Here is a 19,485-nt window from a genome sequence, read left to right as displayed (position 1 = left end):
AAATGATTTTACGCACTGCACCTGCTTTCAGCAGTTTAGCTAAGCCATAATCACCATTGCCCGCATTGTTGTTCACAATAATCAGGTCTTTAATTCCCAATTCGATGAGACCGTCAATTAGTTCAGCGGGTTGGCCTGCGGTTCCGAATCCACCAATCATGATGGTGGAGCCATCTTTGATTTGAGAGAGTGCTTCTGTTAATGAGGCAGTGCTTTTATTAATCATAATGTTTCCTAGTCGAACGTTTTGCCTATTAACCCTGAGTAGAGCTTTGGGTTGAAGGCAGAGTAACTGTAGCGGATTCGCGTTTGGTTAAAACCAGATGAGCGATCATACCGATACAAATACCCCAAAATACTGAGCTGAGCCCTAAAAAATGCATGCCAGAAACGGTGGCAAGAAATGTAATAAGTGCTGCATCTCGTTGAGATTCATCTTTCATTGCCGCACTGATGTTGGTTGCAATTGCACCAAGCAACGCAAGACCCGCCAACGCTGCAACCAATTCTTTAGGTAATAAGCTAAAGAGCATCACAATACTGCCAGCAAATAAACCACCTAAAATATAGAAAATGCCATTCGCAATACCTGCGATATAGCGTTTTTCTTTTAACTCGTGTGAATCTTTTCCTGTGCATAGTGCGGCAGTAATGGCAGCTAAAACAATAGTGATGCCTCCCACAAAAGCAACGCCCAGCGATACGATACTAGCCACAGTTAAAATGGGTTTAGCTGAGGTGTCGTAACCACTTAATTTTATAATCGCCATACCGGGTAAGAACTGTCCAGTGAGACTGACAATGGTTAAAGGAATTGCAAAATTAAGCGTAGAAGACCATGTCCATTCAGGTGTAATAAACTCTGGAATCGCTAGAGAAAAACTCATTGCGACAGGATTCATTTTTCCAAAAATTAAACTTAATGCAATACCTGAAAATAATACCCAAATAATGGCATATCTTGGAGAAAAGCGCTTTGCCAATAAAAAACAAGCCAACATGCCAAATACCACATAAGGCATACTGTCTGTGGCTTTAAAGAGCCCTACACCAAACTGAAATAGAATGCCTGCCATCATGCCAGCAGCAATGCCTTGAGGAATCCATTTCAGTAGTTTGTCGAAAGAGCCTGTCAAGCCAATGAACAAAATAATCACTGCAGAAGTGATATAGGCAGCAATAACTTCATTCAGTGAAATGTGAGGGAATAATGCGACCAATAAGGCTGTGCCGGGGGCAGACCACGCGGTAATAATCGGGACTTTAAATTTTATGGATAAGAAAATCCCGGTGATTGCAGCACCAATTGAGCTACCCCAAATCCATGAAGCCATCATGCTTGAAGAAACATCGGCTTGTTGTGCGGCTTGGAAAAAGATAATCATGGGGCCAGCATAAGAAATCAGCACGGCTAAAAATCCTGCAACCGTGGCTGAAATTGACCAATCTTGTTTTAATGTTTTAAACAGGTGTGCCATTGAAGGCCTCCATGCGCAATGATCCTGTTATATCGTAAAAAAGATCAAGGCTTAACCTTGATCTCCACCTCCGACAGGAACAACGGTACCTGTCATATATGATGACTCATCTGAAGCGAGGAAAAGAATGGCATTCACTTGTTCTTGGATGGTGCCATAGCGGCCTAAAAAAGTGCTATCAATGGTTTGATCAACCACTTCTTGCATCCATGCCTGATCTTGTTCAGTTAATGGTTTACTATTTCGTGGTACTTTGCGTGGTGGAGCTTCTGTACCACCTGTTGCCACTGCATTCACACGGATACCATCTTTGGCATGTGCAAATGCCAACGATCGAGTCAGTGTATTTACACCACCTTTCGATGCTGAATAGGGAATACGGTTGATGCCGCAGGTTGCAATTGAAGAGACATTCACAATCACACCAGATTGATTTTTTATCATTTCAGGTAGAACTGCGCGGCAGCACCAAAGTGTTGGAAATAATGAACGACTGACTTCTTTTTCAATTTCAGCAGGGGTGAATTCATGGAAGGGTTTCATCCAGATTGCACCACCGACATTGTTGATTAAAATATCAACACGATCATAGTTCTCTATAGCTGCTTGTACAACAGCTTCCGCGCCTGCAAATGTTTCGAGGTCAGCTTGAACTACAATGGCTTGACCATTTTGAGCTTGAATTTCAGCGAGTACATCTTGAACAAAGTTTGAGTGGTCCGCCATGACGACGAAACCACCTTCAGCTGCAACTTGTAGTGCGACACCACGACCAATGCCTTGTGCAGCACCAGTCACAATCACGACTTTATTTTGAAATCTTTGACGATCTGACATTGAATTGATTCTCCTTATTAATTTGCAGAGAATTTTTCAAATAAGAAGCTTGCAGGTTTTACCCCTTCTGTATCTAACCAGCCGCGGACAGCTTCAACCATTGGCACTGGACCACAGAGATAAATATCGACATCGCCTGCATTGAGCCAATCATTGTCAATATGACCCGTCACATAACCTTTACGTTCATGTGTAGATTCAGGATGAGCTACGACTGTACGATATTTAAACCAAGGAAATTTATCTTGTAGTTCATTTAATTTTTCAATTGCAACTAAGTCAAAGTCATTGGTCACACCAAAGACTAAACGTACTGGATGTTCAGCACCTTTTTCTTCAAGCACTTGTAACATAGACATAAATGGGGCAATACCTGTACCACCTGCTAACATCAGCACTGGGCGATTTACATTACGCAGATAGAAACTACCAAACGGGCCAGTAAAGCTCATCTTGTCACCAGCTTTAACAGTTTTACTTAAGAAATCACTCATTTTTCCATTCGGAACATTACGCACGACAAAGCCAGTTAAACGATTACCGGGTTTAGAGCTAAATGAGTAAGAACGTGTTTCTGTTGTACCTGGAATAGCCACGTTGACATATTGACCTGCCAAGAAGTGTACATCAGGCTGACCATCTTCAAGTTGAATATCAAAAGTAATAGTGGAGTCAGATAAGTTCTCTACACGAGCAAGCGTACCTTGAAAGTTGTGAATTTCAGTTTTGCAGACATCGGAAGAGGCTTGAATTTTAAAGACAGCATCAGAGGTTGGCTTACATTGGCATGCCAAAATATAACCTTCAGCGGCTTCTTCAGGTGTTAATGCATCTTCAATATAAGTTTCTTCAGGCATATCAAAGGTACCTGACTCACAGAATGCACGGCATGTTCCACAAGCACCATCGCGGCAATCTAAAGGAATATTGATTTTTTGACGGTAGGCAGCATCAGAAAGTGATTCACCTTGAGTAACACTAATAAAACGTGTAACGCCATCTTCGAATTGAAGTGCAACATTGTGGTTTGACATGATTGGAATCCTGCGGAAATCTTTGAAACTTTTAAATCCTTCAGTCAACAGTCCATTTGACTGAAGGGAGCATCTGGTGAAGCTTATAGGTGATAAATATCAATAACTTGATTGATGTAGTCGTTTTTCAGTACGACGTATTTATCTACGATTTTTGGTTGTTCACCCGAAAAATCGATGACATAGCGTGACATGCCAAAATAGCTATAGCTGGTTTTATAACGGAAACTTAATGTATGCCAGTTAAAACGGACAGTGACTTGATTGCTATCACGTTGCATCATTTCAATATTTGAAATATTGTGGCTGGTTCGTGTATCTGGCATGGTTGCAGAAGAGCGTTCCGTTTTAATACGGAAAACACGGTCTTCTAAACCTTGACGATTTGGATAGTAAATTAGCGAAATTTCAGTTTCAGGATCTTCTACTAAGGTGTCATTATCATCCCAAGCAGGCATCCAAAATTGTGCACAAGGTGCATAACACTGTAACCAATCATCCCATTGTTCATCATCTAAAAAACGGGCTTCTTTATACAGAAATTGCGCAATAGTTTCTAAAGATATTTGATCTAAAGTAACGGCTGTATTCATGCGCTTTCTCCTTCAGTTGCTGCCAATTCCTTTTCAGCTGTAATTGCAGACTTCATGCTTTTGAGCCAGTACTGATGTTGAGCAAGGTAGAGACCTTCATCTTCAGTTTTAATCCCACTGAGGAGGGGTTTTAAACCAATTTCATTAGCTGCTTCATCTGGACCATGAACCCAGTGTTTCGCACCACGGCTCATATCATTCCATTCAATATCAATACCTGCATAACCTGCTTGGCAAGCGCGGAATTCTTCTAAATCATCTGGAGTTGCCATGCCTGAAGCATTAAAGAAATCTTCATATTGGCGAATACGACGGGTACGAGATTCTTTATCTTCACCAATAGGTGCGATGCAGTAGATCGTTACTTCAGTTTTATTGACTGAAATTGGGCGTAGTACGCGAATTTGTGAACCGAACTGATCCATGAAATATACATTTGGATATAAGCATAGGTTACGTGAACGCTCGATCATCCATTTTGACATTGGCGCACCGAATTTTTCGGTATATTCTTCAGCTTTTGGGAAGTTTGGACGATCTTCTGGATTGGCCCATTGTGTCCAAAGCAGCATGTGACCATTTTCAAAACCGTAACAACCACCGCCTTGTTTACCCCATGCACCTGCGCTCATCGCACGAACATTATCCGCAGCTTCTTTTTCTTTGCGTTGTTGTGTCGTCGCTGCATAATTCCAATGTACGGCAGAAACGTGATAACCATCTGCACCATTTTCAGCAGTGAGTTTCCAGTTGCCATCATAAGTATAGGTTGATGAACCACGTAAAATTTCTAAGCCTTGTTCCGATTGATCCACAATCATATCAATTATTTTAGTGGTTTCACCGAGGAATTCCTCAAGTGAAGGAACATCAGGATTTAAGCTACCAAACAAGAAGCCTTTATAATTTTGGAAGCGTGCAACTTTTTTAAGGTCGTGTGAGCCTTCTTGATTGAAACAATCTGAGTAGCCTGCATCGACAGGATCTTTAACTTTCAGTAATTTACCCGAGTTATTGAATGTCCAACCGTGGAATGGGCAAGTATAGGTTGCTTTATTGCCACGTTTTTGACGGCAAAGCTGCGCGCCGCGGTGTGAACACGCATTAATCATGGCATTGAGTTCGCCATTGCGGTTGCGTGCAATCACAATAGGTTGGCGGCCAATGTGTGTAGTGTAATAATCGTTATTATTCGGAATCTGGCTTTCATGTGCCAAGTAAACCCAGTTACCTTCGAAGATGTATTTCATCTCTAAATCAAATAGGGCTTGATCAGTAAAAACTGAACGATGTAGTTTGAATTCACCGGTTTCAAAATTATCGACAAGTAACTCATCAATACGATCTAAATGACTGGTGTTAATTACAGGAATACGAGGCATGTCCGTTCTCCGACTTTCCAATGTGAGGAAGTCACCAAGATGTCATTGAAAAGACATCTTGGTTTCTATTGCTAAATGATTAAGCGCTTACGCGACGACGATCAATTTCAGTTGTAGGTGCAGCAGCTTGTTCTTTTACAAGTTCAACGTTGAACTGAATGTGTTTGAACGCTTTATCTAAATTACGACGTGCAATTTCAGTTTCATCCGTTACATCTGCTGCAGTTGCAACTAGACCATCACGTGTAGCGAAAGCAAAGTCATCCCAAAGGTATTGATCACCTTCGATATTGAATTGTGTGGTTAATTTACGATAGCCAGGGGCAGAGACGAAATAATGCACATGAGAAGGGCGGTTACCATGACGGCCAAGTTTGTTGAGTACAAACTGCGTAGTACCTTCTGGTGGGCAACCATAACCAACTGGCATTGTTGTTAAAGCTGTATATTGACCATCAGCATCCGCTAAGATAGTACGACGAAGGTTAAATTCAGACTGGGATTTATCAAAGAATGAATAGTTGCCTAAGCTGTTGGCATGCCAGATTTCAACTTTAGCATTTGGAATCACATTGCCTTCAGTATCAGTCACTGTACCGTCAATAATTAATGTATCAACAGTTGCAGATTCTGAACCATCATCCATGCGTGCAAAGCCAACTGATTCAGGAGCACCTGCAACATATAAAGGGCCTTCAATGGTACGTGGTGTACCGCCAGTAATACCTGCTTTGGCATCTGCAGCATCTGCACGTAAATCAAGATAATGCTCAAGGCCTAGACCAGCAGCAAGTAGACCCAATTCATTGGCTTGACCAGCATCAGTGAAATACTCTAGGCCTTTCCACAATTCAGTTTGTGAAATATCTAAATCTTCAATCGCTTGAAATAGATCGCCGACTAAACGAACCACAATTTGTTGAACGCGTGTATCAACAGATCCAGTTGCGGTATCCACATTCATTTGTTTTACTAATTTATCGATTTCTTGGCGGTTCATACTAATGCTCCTTAAGTATGATAAGTTTTTGTACGTGGCTGACTGTGCTTGCGATTGCTTGCTCCTTTGTCGCCACATTTCCTTGTTACATTTTCTTCCCGATGCTTAGTCTTAACGCATCTTTTACACAGTCAATCAGTAATCATTATCACGAATAGAGGAAGGGTGACGATTTAATGCTATCACTTCAATATTCATATACGGATAGAGCGGTAAACCTTGCAAAATCGTGTGTAACTCTTCATTACTATCCACATCAAAAATACTGGTATTGGAATATTGACCAGTAATGCGCCAAATATGACGCCATTTACCCTGACGTTGTAAGTCTTGTGAATATGCCTTTTCAACCGCTTTAATTTCATTGGCTTGTTCAGCTGGCATATCACGAGGGATGTTTACATCCATACGTACTTGGAAAAGCATATTCAGCTCCTGTTAAAATCAATTTTTAATGACGACGTAAGTTTTCAATTTTGTCTAAATCCAGCTCAATGCCTAAACCTGGTGCCGTTGGAAGAACCAGTTCAAAGTTCTGATATTGCAGTGGAGTTTTTAGAATATCTTGAGTAAGTAATAATGGACCAAACAGTTCAGTGCCATATGCTAAATTGTGAAAAGTTGAGAATACTTGTGCAGATGCGATGGTTCCGATTGGACCTTCCAGCATGGTGCCACCATACAAATCAATCCCCGCCAATTTGGCAATTTTACCGACTTCGCAAGCCTCAATCAGGCCACCAGATTGAGCAACCTTAACGGCAAAAACCGATGCAGCATTGCGTTTGGCTAGGCGGTAAGCACTATCGGGACCCATCAAAGATTCATCTGCCATAATCGCAATATCAAACCGTTGAGTTAAACGTTGCATGGCATCAATATTTTCAATCGCACATGGCTGCTCAATTAAATCGACACCACCATCTTGTAAAGCTTGAATGCCTTTAATGGCTTCCAATTCAGACCAAGCACGATTGACATCGACACGAATTGAAACATCAGCACCCAATGCTTTTTTAATTGCAAGCACATGCTCGACATCTGCTTGCACAGCACGTGAACCAATCTTGAGCTTAAAAATATTATGACGTTTTGCTGCAATCATTTGCTCTGCTTCAGCAATATCTTTAGTCGTATCGCCAGAGGCTAGCACCCAGAGTACCGGTACACTATTGCGAATACGGCCACCCAGTACTTCACTGAGCGGTAAGCTTAAACGTTGTGTTTGAATATCTAATAAAGCAGTTTGAATGGCACATTTAGCAAAGCGATTGCCATTAATATTCTTTTTAATGACTTGAAAGGTCTGTGCAACATTTAAGCCTTTCAGTGATTTTAATAAGGGTGCGAAATAAGTTTCGATATTGGTTTTGACGCTTTCAGGGCTTTCTTCACCATAGCCTAAACCACCAATGGTGGTTGCTTCGCCCCAACCGATGAAACCATCTTCAGTTGTGATTTTAATCAGCACCAATGTTTGAGTCTGCATGGTTGCAACAGCCATCTTATGCGGACGGATTGTTGGAATTTCTACCAGCAATGTTTCTATTGATTTATACATCATTACTCTTTGCAATCTTGCTTTGTGCTGTTCTTATGGTATACCTTAAAGGAATGGATATTGACTGTCGAAGATCAAATTTGCATTTTAATATATTTAAAAGGTATACAGACCATGGAACTTAGACATCTACGCTATTTTGTTGCTGTGGTGGAAGAGCAAAGTTTTACTAAGGCCGCAGAAAAATTATTTATTGCACAACCACCTTTAAGTCGGCAAATTCAAAATTTGGAGGCAGAGCTCGGGATCCAGCTTTTTGAGCGAGGAAGTCGGCCACTGAAGACCACAGAAGCGGGTCAATTTTTTTATTTGCACGCTGTTAAACTTTTGTCTAATGCAGAAGAAATTAAATCCATGACTAAGCGAATTGGCATGGTTGAAAGAACAATCACGATGGGCTTCGTCGGCTCTTTATTGTATGGTTTATTATCAAAAATTGTTTATTTATATAGACAGCAACAGCCCCATTTAAAAATTGAGCTGGTGGAAATGAGCACTCTGCAACAGATTAAAGCATTAAAGGAAGGGCGCATAGATGTTGGCTTCGGTAGACTGCGTATTTCTGATCCAGCAGTAAGACGCGTTTTATTACGTGAAGAACCACTCATGGTTGCTTTACATGCGAGTCATCCATTATTAGCCAATAAAGATGGTGTATACCTTTCTGATATTGTGGATGAAAGTGTAATTTTATATCCAAATCATATTCAACCTAGTTTTGCGACACAAATACAAGGTTTGTTTTCTGAATCTAATCTAGACCCACAAAATATACGTATAGTCCGTGAAATACAGTTGGCTTTGGGCTTCGTTGCCGCAGGTGAGGGGATCTGTATTGTGCCTGAAAGTGCCCGTTCTATTCAGTTAGCACATTTAAACTACATCCCTTTATTGGATGAGTGTGCAGTCAGTCCTATATTTATGACCATTCGGAATATGGATGAAGGTGATGATATTCGCTCTTTATTTGACTGTGTTTATCAGGTCTATGATTTAGAAGCAATCAAATATGATCGAGCAATGTTTTAAGCTAAATGCTTGGTTGAATTTAGACTTAAGTCTATGGTTGGATCGTGTGTCAGATTATTCATTATTATAATATTCATTTAATTTTAAGGGTTGAGGTGTGTCAGTGAAAATGATCATTTCAACTTGGTCATAATATTTAAAGCAGAGATACGATTTAAATCGCCTTATTTTTACATGTTGATCACCTATTTTTAATGATTCGATTGAGTCGATTAGGGTATAACTATAATTCTTAAAATACGTGAAAAGTCATGTTTTAATTACTTTTTTCTGCAACCTCACTTAAAAAAACTAAAAAACCTTATAGGTATAAATATAGATGTAATCGGTTTTGGACATTGCTAAGTCAATGCTGCATTGTGGCTGCATATTTTAGGAATGCTTCAGAAGCAGGAGGCTTTAGCATGGACAGCAATAAACTCAATATTAATACAGTGGTAGACAATGCCAAATTCAAGACTTTCCATTGGGGAGTTTTAATTTGGTGTTTGTTAATTATTATTTTTGATGGTTATGATCTTGTTATTTATGGTGTGGCTTTACCCCTTTTAATGCAAGAGTGGGGATTATCGGCAGTTCAAGCCGGTTTACTGGCAAGTACCGCGCTGTTCGGTATGATGTTCGGCGCGATGAGTTTCGGTACTTTATCCGATAAAATTGGCCGTAAAAAAACCATTATGATTTGTGTGGCCATTTTTAGTGGTTTTACATTCTGCGGTGGATTTGCAACAACACCAGTAGAGTTTGGTATTTTGCGCTTTTTAGCTGGTTTAGGTATCGGTGGGGTGATGCCAAACGTGGTTGCACTTATGACTGAATATGCACCAAAACGTATTCGCAGCACTTTAGTGGCATTGATGTTTAGTGGTTATGCAATTGGTGGTATGACTTCGGCACTCTTAGGTGCGTGGTTAGTTGTTGATCATGGCTGGAAAATCATGTTCTACATTGCATGTATTCCATTTATTGCACTGCCTTTGATTTGGAAATTTTTACCTGAATCGTTAATGTTTTTAACCAAAAAGGGTGAAACTGAACAAGTTCGTAAAATTGTACAAAAAATTGCGCCTGAGCAAAAAATTGATTCACAAACTACATTTATATTGAATGAAGTGACTGTTGGTGATGAAGCACCATTACGTGCGCTATTTCAACAAGGCCGTACTTTAAGTACCATGATGTTTTGGGTGGCCTTCTTTATGTGTTTGTTGATGGTTTATGCATTGGGTAGCTGGTTACCAAAATTGATGATCCAAGCTGGTTATTCATTAGGTGCAAGTATGTTGTTCTTATTTGCACTGAACATTGGTGGTATGGTGGGCGCAATTGGTGGTGGTGTTCTATCTGATCGTTTCCATTTGAAACCCGTGTTAACGACTATGTTTGCTGTAGGTGCGATTGCTTTAATTCTACTTGGATTTAATAGCCCGCAAGTCGTACTTTATACGTTAATTGCGATTGCTGGTGCAGCAACGATTGGTTCACAAATTTTGCTATATACCTTTGTTGCACAGTTCTATCCAACGGCGGTACGTTCTACTGGTATGGGGTGGGCATCTGGAATTGGTCGTATCGGAGCAATTGTTGGCCCAGTATTAACTGGGGCATTATTGACTTTCCATTTACCGCATCAAATGAACTTCCTCGTGATTGCAATTCCTGGAATTATTGCAGCATTTGCAATTTACATGGTCAGCCTTAAGGCATCTGTTGATGGTGTGAATGCAGTTAAAGAGCAGACTCAAGCTGAAAAAAACAATATGCTCAATAATTTAACAAATTAATTTAAATGGTGGTTTGGTCGTGAGGTCAAGCCACTTTGTATTATTAAAAAATCATGCAAATGGACAATTTGATATAACTTAATTGAGGTCAGGATGAATACTCAAATTACAACTTTAAAAGTGAAAACTTTAGTCATTGCTGTTGGTTTATCGATGGCAAGCCTTGCACAAGCACAATCGAGTAATGAAGTAGCACAATTACGTCAGGAAGTGCAGGAACTAAAAAGCCTATTAGAACAATATAACCAACAACAGCAAAAACAAACTGTTGAGTTACAAGTCGCTCAAACTCAAGTTCAGACCCAGATCGTTGCACAAGAACGCCAGTCAGATAGCGAGAAAAAGGGCTTAGCGTTCACTAAAGGTGGAGCTGAATTATCCATATACGGTAATGTTCGTGCAGATGCATCTTATCAAGCGAAAGGCGGTAGTGATGCTCGTTTATATAATCAAATTAATACCGTACCTTTAGGTGGTAGTAAAGACAGCAACGATCGCTTAAAAAGTACATTGGCCGCAACACGTTTAGGTTTAGATTTTAAAACAGCAACACAAGCGGGCGATGTTGCTGGAAAACTAGAAGTTGATTTTTTAGGTGCTAATGATGCTTTAAGAATCCGTCATGCATACTTAACCTATGGTGATTGGCTCATTGGTCAAACTTGGTCAAACTTTGCAGTACCAGATTATATGCCTGAAACCATTGATGCGTTAGGGTATGTCGGTGGTTCGGTGAAGCGAAATCCTCAGGTTCGTTATACCACTAAATTTAATGCAAAGACTAATTTAGTGATGGCCTTGGAAGATCCGAAAGATGCCAGTTCTAATATGCGTTTACCTGCTTTATCTGCACGTTTAAATCATAAATTTGCAGATGCTGGTACATTCAGTTTACGTACGATGGTGAATGAAAAGAAAACCACGGAAGATAAAGAAACTGCATGGGGGGTAGGTTTAGGTGCAAAATATGATTTGACACCAAAAACGACTCTAAAAGCAGATTATTATCATGTAAAAGGGGATTCCAGTTTTGTGGCATGGACGAATCCAGGTTTTGCTGTTGATGCGAATAAAAATATTGTTGGAACCAATAAGTTTGACTCAATTACGGTCGGAATCACGCAACAGTTTAATACACAATGGCGTGGAACATTGGGCTATGGTTATATGAAAGCCGATGATAACCAAAGATATATTGATACTCTTAAAGACAAAGCGAATAAAAATTTATGGCAAGCGTGGGGTAATTTATTTTATAGCCCAACGAAACCTATTAGCTTAGGCTTAGAGTATGTTTATGGTGAGCGTGAAACTTTTGTCGCTGCGCCAAACGGTAGTAAAACTGGTGAAGATAATCGTGTAAGTGCAGTTGCGATTTATAATTTCTAAGTCAAATTATTTAAGCCTAAATTAGATATGTGCTGATTTAGGTTTCAGATGAAGCAGATTATCCTCTAAAGCAGGATCGTAAGAAAGGATCCTCTGCCTCACATGTAAAATATTGAGATAGAATCATCGGTATTATAAAAGCCCTTATTATGCATAAGGGCTTTTATTTTTTGTATAAGAAGAAAGTAGTTAGAATTCGGAAAATGGCTTTATGTTTTCTAGATAAGAATACTATTGAGTCGCTAAATCAATTTGATCAAATACAACTCTCAAAAGTAGCTCTGACTATTAAAACGTTCAGTACCTAGATAGGAAATATCTTGAATTACTTATAGTGCTAATTATTTAAGTCTTTGAATCGTTCGGTGGTATTTAACGATTTTTTTTTGGAGTATTTGTTTGATTTAAGCATTAACTTCAGCATTTCACCGATACATCATGTTCATTTCATCAAAGAGTGCTATATAAAGATAAACTGAATTTTATTGAAGCTAAAGAGTTAAATCAACGCAGTGTAGATCAGTGTTATCTACTTATCATTGAGTATCATTATATGGAGTGATAACTCGATATTGGATTAAGAAATGAAATTTAAAAACTGCTCTTCTTTAATTATAAAAGATGGATAAATCTGAATAAATATAAAAATATTTCTAAAATTTAAGTAAAAAAAAGACCAGAATATTAATTCTGGTCTTTTTTTAGTCTATCGCTTGCCTCATTTGAGGCGTTGCTGTGTTTTCAGATACTGTAGATGCATCTGCATGAATGAGTTTATCCCGAATAAGGAACACGGTAATCATACCTAACACGGCAGGAATGCTTAATGCCAAGAAGTTGTAGACATAAGGTAGTTGAAGCGCAAGTAACCAACCCGTTAAGATTGGCCCTAAAATTGCACCGATACGGCCCATGCCTAAGCCCCAACCGATACCTGTAGTACGAATATTGGCTGGATAAAATTTCGCCATATAGGCCAGTAGCATAATTTGTGAACCAATAGATGCCGCACCTGCACATGCGATGAGGAAATATAAAACTGTACTATCGAATTTGAATGATAATAAGGCCAATGACACAGCGCCAATTAGTAACATCACCATCAGTACGTATTTTAAGTTGTAACGATCAGCTAAGTAACCACCTAAAATTGAACCCACCATTCCACCCACATTCAAAGAGAAGAGGAAAATTAAACTTTTTGAAAGGTTATATCCCGCTTCAATCATCAGCTTGGGTAACCAGTTTCCTAGCGCATAGACCATAATTAAGGTCATGAAAATAGAACACCAGAACATAACGGTACTAAATGCGCGACCATCTGCAAAAATCATTTTAATTGGAGCATTTTCTGCATTTTGATTACTTGAATCTAAGACAAAAACATCAGTACTTTGATATTTATATTCAGGCACCATTTGCCCCAAAAAGCTTTGAACTTTCTGGTTTTGTTTGCGACGGACCAAATAATCGATGGATTCAGGGAGCACTTTCATTAATGGTAAGATTAAGATTAATGGAATACCCGCAATCAGGAACATAATTTTCCAACCATACATTGGAACTAAAATTGAACCTAAAAATGCTGCTGCCATACCACCAATCGCATAGCCACTAAACATCAATGTTACAAAAAAACTTTTGTATTTTTTCGGTGCATATTCACTGACTAATGCGATGACATTTGGCATTACACCACCAATCCCAACCCCTGCAATAAAGCGATAAATTGAGAATTCAGTCGGTGTGGATGCAAAGCCACAGAGGACAGTACATAGACTAAATAAAATAATACAGGTTGCAATGACGCGTTTTCGGCTAACACCCAGGTGTTCAAGCTTGTCAGAAATAGTCCCGAAAATGAGTGCCCCAAACATCATTCCAAATAAGGCAACACTACCAATAAAGCCAGCTGTTACTGGATCAATAGCCCATTCTTTCATGAGTAAGGGTAGGGAAACACCATAAATAACAAGATCATAGCCATCAAAAATAATAATAAGTGTACTGAGAATAATGACTCGCCAATGGAATGGGGTGAGTTTAGACTCATTAATCATTTGATTTACATTGATTTCACGCATAGTTCCCTCCTGGAACATCGCTATTCTTATTGAGTAATTACAACTTATCCAAGATATAAAAAAGTGTGAGATCGAAGTTGGACATGCAGAAACTCGATCTCACACTAACTGCTTACCTTACGGTATTTATGCGCAATTTTTAGATATGATAGAAATCTAAAACTGCATTAATTTTATCATTCATCAGAATCACTTGTTTATACGTGATTTTAAATATTTCGTCTTGTTTTTTAATACGATAATTTACGAGTCCGAAAAAGCGTCTGACAACCTCCATACGGACATATGAGGTATCCCAACCCGCTTCAATATAAACTTCATCATTTTCAATTTTGACAATGCGAATATTACTCAGCTGGTGTAGGGTTCGGGGTAATGGATACGCCGATGATGATTTTTCAGTTTCTACCCGGAAAATACGATCTTCTAAACCGCCACGGTTGGCATAGTAAATGAGTGACATTTCGCGTTTAGGATTAGTGGTATATTCAAATTCAGACTTCCATTGTGGCACATGAAAAGTCATCTCTTCGCAAAAGTCATTCAGATAGTCTTTCCAGTTTTTATGATCACAGTGGCTGGCATTGCGATAGAGAAATTGTTCAATCTGATACTGTAATTCAGCATTGTTTACCATGATTTATGCCTCTACTAGATTGATTTTACGATGAGCTAGACCTTTTAACATCAGATTTTGCCATGTTCTATGCTGATTGACATATAAACCTTCATGGGTGATTTCAGTCCCAGTGATAACTGGTTGAATTCCTAAAATTTTACTGTTTTTACTTTCACCATAATTCCAATGCTGATAACCGCGTGAAATATCATTCCATTTAGAATTACGTGCTTCAAATCCCCGTTGAGCCTCTTTAAACTCAACTAAATCATCGGGTGTACCTAGACCCGAAACATTGAAGAAATCTTCAAATTGACGAATACGATTTTCACGATCTTCGTCAGATTCATTTTTTACCCCAAGGCATTGGCTAATGATTTCGGTTTTGTTCCATGCCACAGGGCGGATAATTCGAAGTTGAGAGCTAATTTGATCCATAAAAAATAAGCTTGGATACAAATTTAAATTACGTAGGCGATGCATCATCCATTCAGCGGTTTCTTGACCATATTCATTCAGCAAGCGTGGCATGACATTTTGGTAGCCAGGGCGAACATCAGGATTAGGCATGTCGCTAAATAAGACCCCATGACCGTGGTTAAAGCTGAACCAGCCATCGTCAGTCTGTGTATCACCAGCACCTAATTTACTATAGTCCAGTGTTTTAGAGGTAATCCCTTTTTCCGCTTCGATAGTTTTACGCTGCTGTACAGTTGCAACGTAATTATAATGTACGGTACTGACATGGTAGCCGTCTAAACCATTTTCATTTTGGAGTTTCCAGTTGGCATCAAACTCATATTTGGAACGGCCTTCAATCATTTCCAACTCACCCGTTGGCGATTGAGCAATCATCATGTCCAAAAATTTACGGGTATCGCCTAAAAAGTCTTCTAGACTTGTTTGTGATTGCACGTCTAGATTTACAAAAACAAAGCCACGATAACTTTGCACTAAGCCTTTTTTTAAGCCTAACTTAGATTTATCAAAAGTCTGTTCGCAATATTCCGTTGGTGCTTTAACTTTTAATAACTTACCGTCATTTTTATAACACCAAGCATGGAACGGACAGACAAAGTTGGCTTGATTACCTTTGTACATACGAGTCAATGTGGTACCGCGATGTGAACAACTATTGGAGAGTGCGTGTAAGTTATTTTCTTTATCACGGCTAATAATCATCGGATAACGACCGATTTGCACCGTCATAAAATCATTTACTTTCGGGATTTCACTTTCATGGCAGGCATAGATCCACGTTTTTTCGAAAATAAATTCCATTTCTAAGTCGAACAGTTCTGGTGCGGTAAAAATTTCGCGGCCTACACGAAAGACACCTTCATTTTCACGAAAATCAATATTTTCATTCACGAATGTTTTCCAATCGCGATCCATGACTTGAGTGTTTTGCATCCTTTCTCTCCTTAAAGCTTTTGTTTAAGTTAAGCGGATTTCTTTTGGGTATCTATCCATTTTCTTTTGATTTTTATCCAAATTTAACTCAATTGGAAAATGAGAATCAATAGTTAGGGTATGTTGATATACCTTTTCGATATTTATTGTTTTCTGAAATATGGTTAGACTGAAATGTATAAAAATAAAAGAGAAGCGATATAGCCACCATGTGGTCAAACCCATGTTAGCCAGGATGATAAACATGCAGAGTCAACAACGATTATCAATATCAGCACAGCTTGCTGTATCAGAAGCACAGCATTGGATGAACAATATTTGTGGAAAGCATGAATTGATTGTTCCACGTCAGCATAAACTTAATTTTCAGCATCAATATGCACGATTATCAACCAGTAGTGATGCACTTTCCTTCGGCTATATCCAATACGGTACTGACGTCGGTATTGTGAATGCGAAAACACTCCGCTGTTATAGTTTAAGTTTGCCGCTGACTGGTGAGCAAGAATTACAATTAGTTGATAGTAATATCATTTCCAATAATCAGATTGGACTCATTATTAATCCTCAAGAGGAATTGCAACTGAATATTGCAGGGGACTGTAAAAAATTACATATCGCTATTCCTAAAGAAAAATTGGAATATGTGCTGAAAGGTCTAATCGGCCAAGACTTAAACCGAGAAATTGTTTTTGATCCAAAAATGCACATAGATACTGTGCAAGTTTCACAATGGTGGCAACAAATTCGTTTCTTTTTAGATGATATTAATTTGTCTGGTGCAAATCATTTACACTATTTTTATCAGGAAATGGAAAGTCTATTGATTAAGAAATTACTCTTTATTCAACCACATAATTATAGTGAACAGCTCAAAAATAATTCAGGTCATAATTTACCAAGGGAATTACAGTTCGCATTGCAATTTATTCAACAAAACTCCAAACTTCCAATTGGATTGCAAGATATCTGCGATTTTTCGCATAGTTCTGCGACCAAGTTGAATCTTTTATTTAATAAACATTTCCAGATTTCACCGATTCAATATTTAAAACAGATCCGCTTAAAGAATGTTTTTAATGAATTAATCCATAATCCTCAAAATAATATTGCAGAAATTGCGATAGAGCATGGCTTTAATCATCTTGGACATTTTTCACGAGACTATAAATTATTGTTTAATGAAAAACCAAGTCAAACGATTAAACGATTGTTAATCAATTAAACAGTCTTCAAACAGATAAGTACTTCAGGTTATTTTTAATGTGTATTTGATTAGGCTTATTTAGAAACTATGGTTGTTGTTTATAAATAGTTTAATACGGGTATTTGAATTAAGTATATATTTTAATTTTTATGCACTAATGATATTACAGAGATAGCTACATTAAATTTTCGCTATTGCTTGTATTTCAAGCAATGATCAAATAATAAGTTAGGCAGAAATATTTTCTAGAAAAAAAGCCCTTATCAATGATAAGGGCTTTTTCGTATTTTGGAGCGGGAAAAGAGACTCGAACTCTCGACCCCAACCTTGGCAAGGTTATGCTCTACCAACTGAGCTATTCCCGCTTTATGGGGTGCATTATAGAGAGTTTTAGTGAACTGTCAACGCTCTATAAATTCGATTGTTTAATTAATCGGCACGACGCCAAATCGTACCTTGACGGGTATCTTCCAAAACAATACCTTGATCCAGCAATGATTGACGAATTTCGTCGGCTTGAGCAAACTTTTTGGCTTTTTTAGCATCTACACGCTGCAGAATAAAATCGGCAATTTGCTGTTCAGATAAACCTAAAGCTTCCTGACCAATGTCTGACTTTAAAAAATCATCCACATTCGATTGAACTAATCCAAGAATATTGGTGAGGTGACGTAAAGTGGAATAATAAATAGTCGCTTGTTCTTGATTTTCATCTTTTACAGCACGATTTAGTTCTTTATTGATTTCAAACAATACAGCAATTGCTTCGGCAGTATTAAAATCATCTCGCATGGCGGCATTAAAGCGCTCAACCAAAGTTTCATCTAAAGCCTCTGTCATTTTTTCAGCATAGACTTGTTGATAGGCTTTAAAAGAATGATAAAAACGAGAAAGAGTATTTTTGGCTTCTTTTAAAGCTGTGTCTGAAAAGTTTACAGGGCTTCTGTAGTGAGAAGACACAATAAAGTAACGAATCACTTCAGGATGGAACTTGTCCATCACATCACGAATGGTAAAGAAGTTGCCTAAAGACTTCGACATTTTCTCGCCATCGACATTAATAAAGCCGACATGCATCCAATAATTGACATATTGTTCATCTGTAGATGCTTCACTTTGTGCAATTTCATTTTCATGATGGGGGAACATTAGGTCTGAACCACCACCGTGAATATCAAAATGATTACCTAAGCAGCATGTTGACATTGCTGAACATTCAATATGCCAACCCGGGCGACCATTGCCCCACGGTGAAGCCCAAGATGGTTCATTTTCTTTGGCATGTTTCCACAATACAAAGTCAAATGGATGTTTCTTTTCAACTTCGACATCGACGCGGTCAGATGCACCAGCTTGCATATCTTCAAGTTTACGGCCAGATAGACGACCATATTTAGCAAATTTTTCAACTTGAAAATAAACATCGCCATTACTTGATGGATATGCCGTACCTTTATGAACTAAATTACTAATCATGCTTTGCATTTGGTCAATATAGTCAGTGGCACGTGGTGCTTGATCTGGTGCTAAACAGCCTAAGTTTGTAGCATCATCATTCATCGCTTGAATAAAACGATCCGTTAATGCAGTAATGCTTTCACCATTTTCATTGGCACGTTTGATAATTTTGTCGTCAATATCGGTAATATTACGAACATATTTAACATTCCAACCCTGACTACGTAGGAAGCGAATAATATAGTCAAATGCAACCATGACTCGAGCATGTCCAATATGACAGTAATCATATACCGTCATGCCACACACATACATATCAATATGACCTTCAACGCGAGGTACAAATTCAACTTTTTTACGTTGCTCAGAGTTGTATAGAACAAAAGGTTGCATAAGGGCTTTCAAACGCTCAACAAAAATCATTGAACATCATAACGTATGCATCTTATTTCATAAAGTTTTATCCGTATGACTCAGTATGTTTTTTGAATAGAGGTTTTAAAAGTTTGAATACTATATGAGTCAATGCTTGATCATAGCCGTGGTGAATATAAATAATATTCATTCAATATGAACTTGAAGTAATGATTCACAGTCTTTGAAAAATAAAAGCATAA

General features: G+C 38.5%; 17 protein-coding genes and 1 tRNA gene. 4 read left to right on the top strand and 14 right to left on the bottom strand.

The genetic code is table 11. From position 1 onward, the window contains the following. From B9T27_RS09475 to B9T27_RS09435, 9 genes are all read right to left on the bottom strand, one after another. Nucleotides 1–226: CoA-transferase (locus B9T27_RS09475; protein WP_322853574.1), on the bottom strand; the 226-nt coding region annotated here is incomplete at its 3' end. Between the two features lie 28 nt (nt 227–254). Then, complete coding sequence (gene benE, locus B9T27_RS09470) at nt 255–1,478, bottom strand: benzoate/H(+) symporter BenE (RefSeq protein ID WP_086206575.1); 1,224 nt, start codon at nt 1,476–1,478, stop codon at nt 255–257. Between the two features lie 51 nt (nt 1,479–1,529). Beyond that, the gene (gene benD, locus B9T27_RS09465) at nt 1,530–2,315 is read right to left on the bottom strand and encodes a benzoate diol dehydrogenase BenD (protein WP_086206574.1); all 786 of its coding nucleotides are present in this window, start codon (nt 2,313–2,315) and stop codon (nt 1,530–1,532) included. Nucleotides 2,316–2,332: 17 nt separating this feature from the next. Continuing rightward, complete coding sequence (gene benC / locus B9T27_RS09460) at nt 2,333–3,349, bottom strand: benzoate 1,2-dioxygenase electron transfer component BenC (RefSeq protein ID WP_086206573.1); 1,017 nt, start codon at nt 3,347–3,349, stop codon at nt 2,333–2,335. Between the two features lie 83 nt (nt 3,350–3,432). Then, nucleotides 3,433–3,942 (bottom strand): benzoate 1,2-dioxygenase small subunit, encoded by a 510-nt coding sequence (gene benB / locus B9T27_RS09455; RefSeq protein ID WP_086206572.1) that lies wholly within the window; start codon nt 3,940–3,942, stop codon nt 3,433–3,435. Then, the gene (benA, locus tag B9T27_RS09450) at nt 3,939–5,324 is read right to left on the bottom strand and encodes a benzoate 1,2-dioxygenase large subunit (protein ID WP_086206571.1); all 1,386 of its coding nucleotides are present in this window, start codon (nt 5,322–5,324) and stop codon (nt 3,939–3,941) included. Before benA ends, benB begins: the two co-directional genes overlap by 4 nt. A 79-nt stretch (nt 5,325–5,403) precedes the next feature. Beyond that, a complete protein-coding gene (catA, locus tag B9T27_RS09445; protein ID WP_086206570.1) occupies nt 5,404–6,324 on the bottom strand; it encodes a catechol 1,2-dioxygenase in 921 nt (306 codons plus the stop codon). Nucleotides 6,325–6,459: 135 nt separating this feature from the next. Beyond that, nucleotides 6,460–6,750, bottom strand: a complete 291-nt coding sequence (gene catC / locus B9T27_RS09440; RefSeq protein WP_086206569.1) for a muconolactone Delta-isomerase — start codon at nt 6,748–6,750, stop codon at nt 6,460–6,462. Nucleotides 6,751–6,775: 25 nt separating this feature from the next. Next, entirely contained in the window at nt 6,776–7,885 is a 1,110-nt protein-coding gene (locus B9T27_RS09435) for a muconate/chloromuconate family cycloisomerase (protein WP_086206568.1), read from the bottom strand. A 114-nt stretch (nt 7,886–7,999) separates the two neighbouring features. Here B9T27_RS09435 and B9T27_RS09430 point away from each other — a divergent pair, with 114 nt between their 5' ends. From B9T27_RS09430 to B9T27_RS09420, 3 genes are all read left to right on the top strand, one after another. Next, nucleotides 8,000–8,914, top strand: coding sequence for a LysR family transcriptional regulator (locus B9T27_RS09430; RefSeq protein WP_086206598.1), 915 nt, complete (start codon nt 8,000–8,002; stop codon nt 8,912–8,914). 404 nt (nt 8,915–9,318) lie between these two features. Further along, the gene (locus B9T27_RS09425; RefSeq protein ID WP_086206567.1) at nt 9,319–10,698 is read left to right on the top strand and encodes an MFS transporter; all 1,380 of its coding nucleotides are present in this window, start codon (nt 9,319–9,321) and stop codon (nt 10,696–10,698) included. A 93-nt stretch (nt 10,699–10,791) separates the two neighbouring features. Beyond that, complete coding sequence (locus B9T27_RS09420) at nt 10,792–12,087, top strand: DcaP family trimeric outer membrane transporter (RefSeq protein WP_086206566.1); 1,296 nt, start codon at nt 10,792–10,794, stop codon at nt 12,085–12,087. Nucleotides 12,088–12,788: 701 nt separating this feature from the next. On the opposite strand, the gene B9T27_RS09415 is transcribed toward B9T27_RS09420, so the two are convergent. The 3 genes from B9T27_RS09415 to antA form a co-directional block, all read right to left on the bottom strand. Beyond that, entirely contained in the window at nt 12,789–14,171 is a 1,383-nt protein-coding gene (locus B9T27_RS09415; RefSeq protein WP_086206565.1) for an MFS transporter, read from the bottom strand. Nucleotides 14,172–14,310: 139 nt separating this feature from the next. Beyond that, complete coding sequence (locus B9T27_RS09410) at nt 14,311–14,808, bottom strand: aromatic-ring-hydroxylating dioxygenase subunit beta (RefSeq protein ID WP_086206564.1); 498 nt, start codon at nt 14,806–14,808, stop codon at nt 14,311–14,313. A 3-nt stretch (nt 14,809–14,811) separates the two neighbouring features. Then, nucleotides 14,812–16,185, bottom strand: coding sequence for an anthranilate 1,2-dioxygenase large subunit (gene antA, locus B9T27_RS09405; RefSeq protein ID WP_228146196.1), 1,374 nt, complete (start codon nt 16,183–16,185; stop codon nt 14,812–14,814). Nucleotides 16,186–16,447: 262 nt separating this feature from the next. Here antA and B9T27_RS09400 point away from each other — a divergent pair, with 262 nt between their 5' ends. Then, entirely contained in the window at nt 16,448–17,428 is a 981-nt protein-coding gene (locus B9T27_RS09400; RefSeq protein ID WP_171263373.1) for an AraC family transcriptional regulator, read from the top strand. Between the two features lie 271 nt (nt 17,429–17,699). Here the strand turns inward: B9T27_RS09400 and B9T27_RS09395 are convergent. After that, nucleotides 17,700–17,775, bottom strand: a tRNA-Gly gene (locus B9T27_RS09395). 64 nt (nt 17,776–17,839) lie between these two features. Next, complete coding sequence (gene cysS, locus B9T27_RS09390; protein WP_086206597.1) at nt 17,840–19,261, bottom strand: cysteine--tRNA ligase; 1,422 nt, start codon at nt 19,259–19,261, stop codon at nt 17,840–17,842. Nucleotides 19,262–19,485 lie beyond the last annotated feature (224 nt).

Source organism: Acinetobacter sp. ANC 4648 (genome assembly GCF_002135345.1).
In the GTDB taxonomy this organism is placed as follows: domain Bacteria; phylum Pseudomonadota; class Gammaproteobacteria; order Pseudomonadales; family Moraxellaceae; genus Acinetobacter.
The sequence above is the reverse complement of the archived record's forward strand: the minus strand, read 5'-3'. Positions and strand labels throughout refer to the sequence as shown.

What these genes read in the sequence shown, in the direction of transcription:
- cysS (WP_086206597.1), bottom strand. Translation starts at nt 19,261, where the DNA reads ATGCAACCTTTTGTTCTATACAACTCTGAGCAACGTAAAAAAGTTGAA.
- benB (WP_086206572.1), bottom strand. Translation starts at nt 3,942, where the DNA reads ATGAATACAGCCGTTACTTTAGATCAAATATCTTTAGAAACTATTGCG.
- B9T27_RS09410 (WP_086206564.1), bottom strand. Translation starts at nt 14,808, where the DNA reads ATGGTAAACAATGCTGAATTACAGTATCAGATTGAACAATTTCTCTAT.
- B9T27_RS09400 (WP_171263373.1), top strand. Translation starts at nt 16,448, where the DNA reads ATGCAGAGTCAACAACGATTATCAATATCAGCACAGCTTGCTGTATCA.
- antA (WP_228146196.1), bottom strand. Translation starts at nt 16,185, where the DNA reads ATGGATCGCGATTGGAAAACATTCGTGAATGAAAATATTGATTTTCGT.
- B9T27_RS09425 (WP_086206567.1), top strand. Translation starts at nt 9,319, where the DNA reads ATGGACAGCAATAAACTCAATATTAATACAGTGGTAGACAATGCCAAA.
- benC (WP_086206573.1), bottom strand. Translation starts at nt 3,349, where the DNA reads ATGTCAAACCACAATGTTGCACTTCAATTCGAAGATGGCGTTACACGT.
- B9T27_RS09435 (WP_086206568.1), bottom strand. Translation starts at nt 7,885, where the DNA reads ATGTATAAATCAATAGAAACATTGCTGGTAGAAATTCCAACAATCCGT.
- B9T27_RS09430 (WP_086206598.1), top strand. Translation starts at nt 8,000, where the DNA reads ATGGAACTTAGACATCTACGCTATTTTGTTGCTGTGGTGGAAGAGCAA.
- B9T27_RS09415 (WP_086206565.1), bottom strand. Translation starts at nt 14,171, where the DNA reads ATGCGTGAAATCAATGTAAATCAAATGATTAATGAGTCTAAACTCACC.
- benD (WP_086206574.1), bottom strand. Translation starts at nt 2,315, where the DNA reads ATGTCAGATCGTCAAAGATTTCAAAATAAAGTCGTGATTGTGACTGGT.
- catA (WP_086206570.1), bottom strand. Translation starts at nt 6,324, where the DNA reads ATGAACCGCCAAGAAATCGATAAATTAGTAAAACAAATGAATGTGGAT.
- benE (WP_086206575.1), bottom strand. Translation starts at nt 1,478, where the DNA reads ATGGCACACCTGTTTAAAACATTAAAACAAGATTGGTCAATTTCAGCC.
- catC (WP_086206569.1), bottom strand. Translation starts at nt 6,750, where the DNA reads ATGCTTTTCCAAGTACGTATGGATGTAAACATCCCTCGTGATATGCCA.
- benA (WP_086206571.1), bottom strand. Translation starts at nt 5,324, where the DNA reads ATGCCTCGTATTCCTGTAATTAACACCAGTCATTTAGATCGTATTGAT.
- B9T27_RS09420 (WP_086206566.1), top strand. Translation starts at nt 10,792, where the DNA reads ATGAATACTCAAATTACAACTTTAAAAGTGAAAACTTTAGTCATTGCT.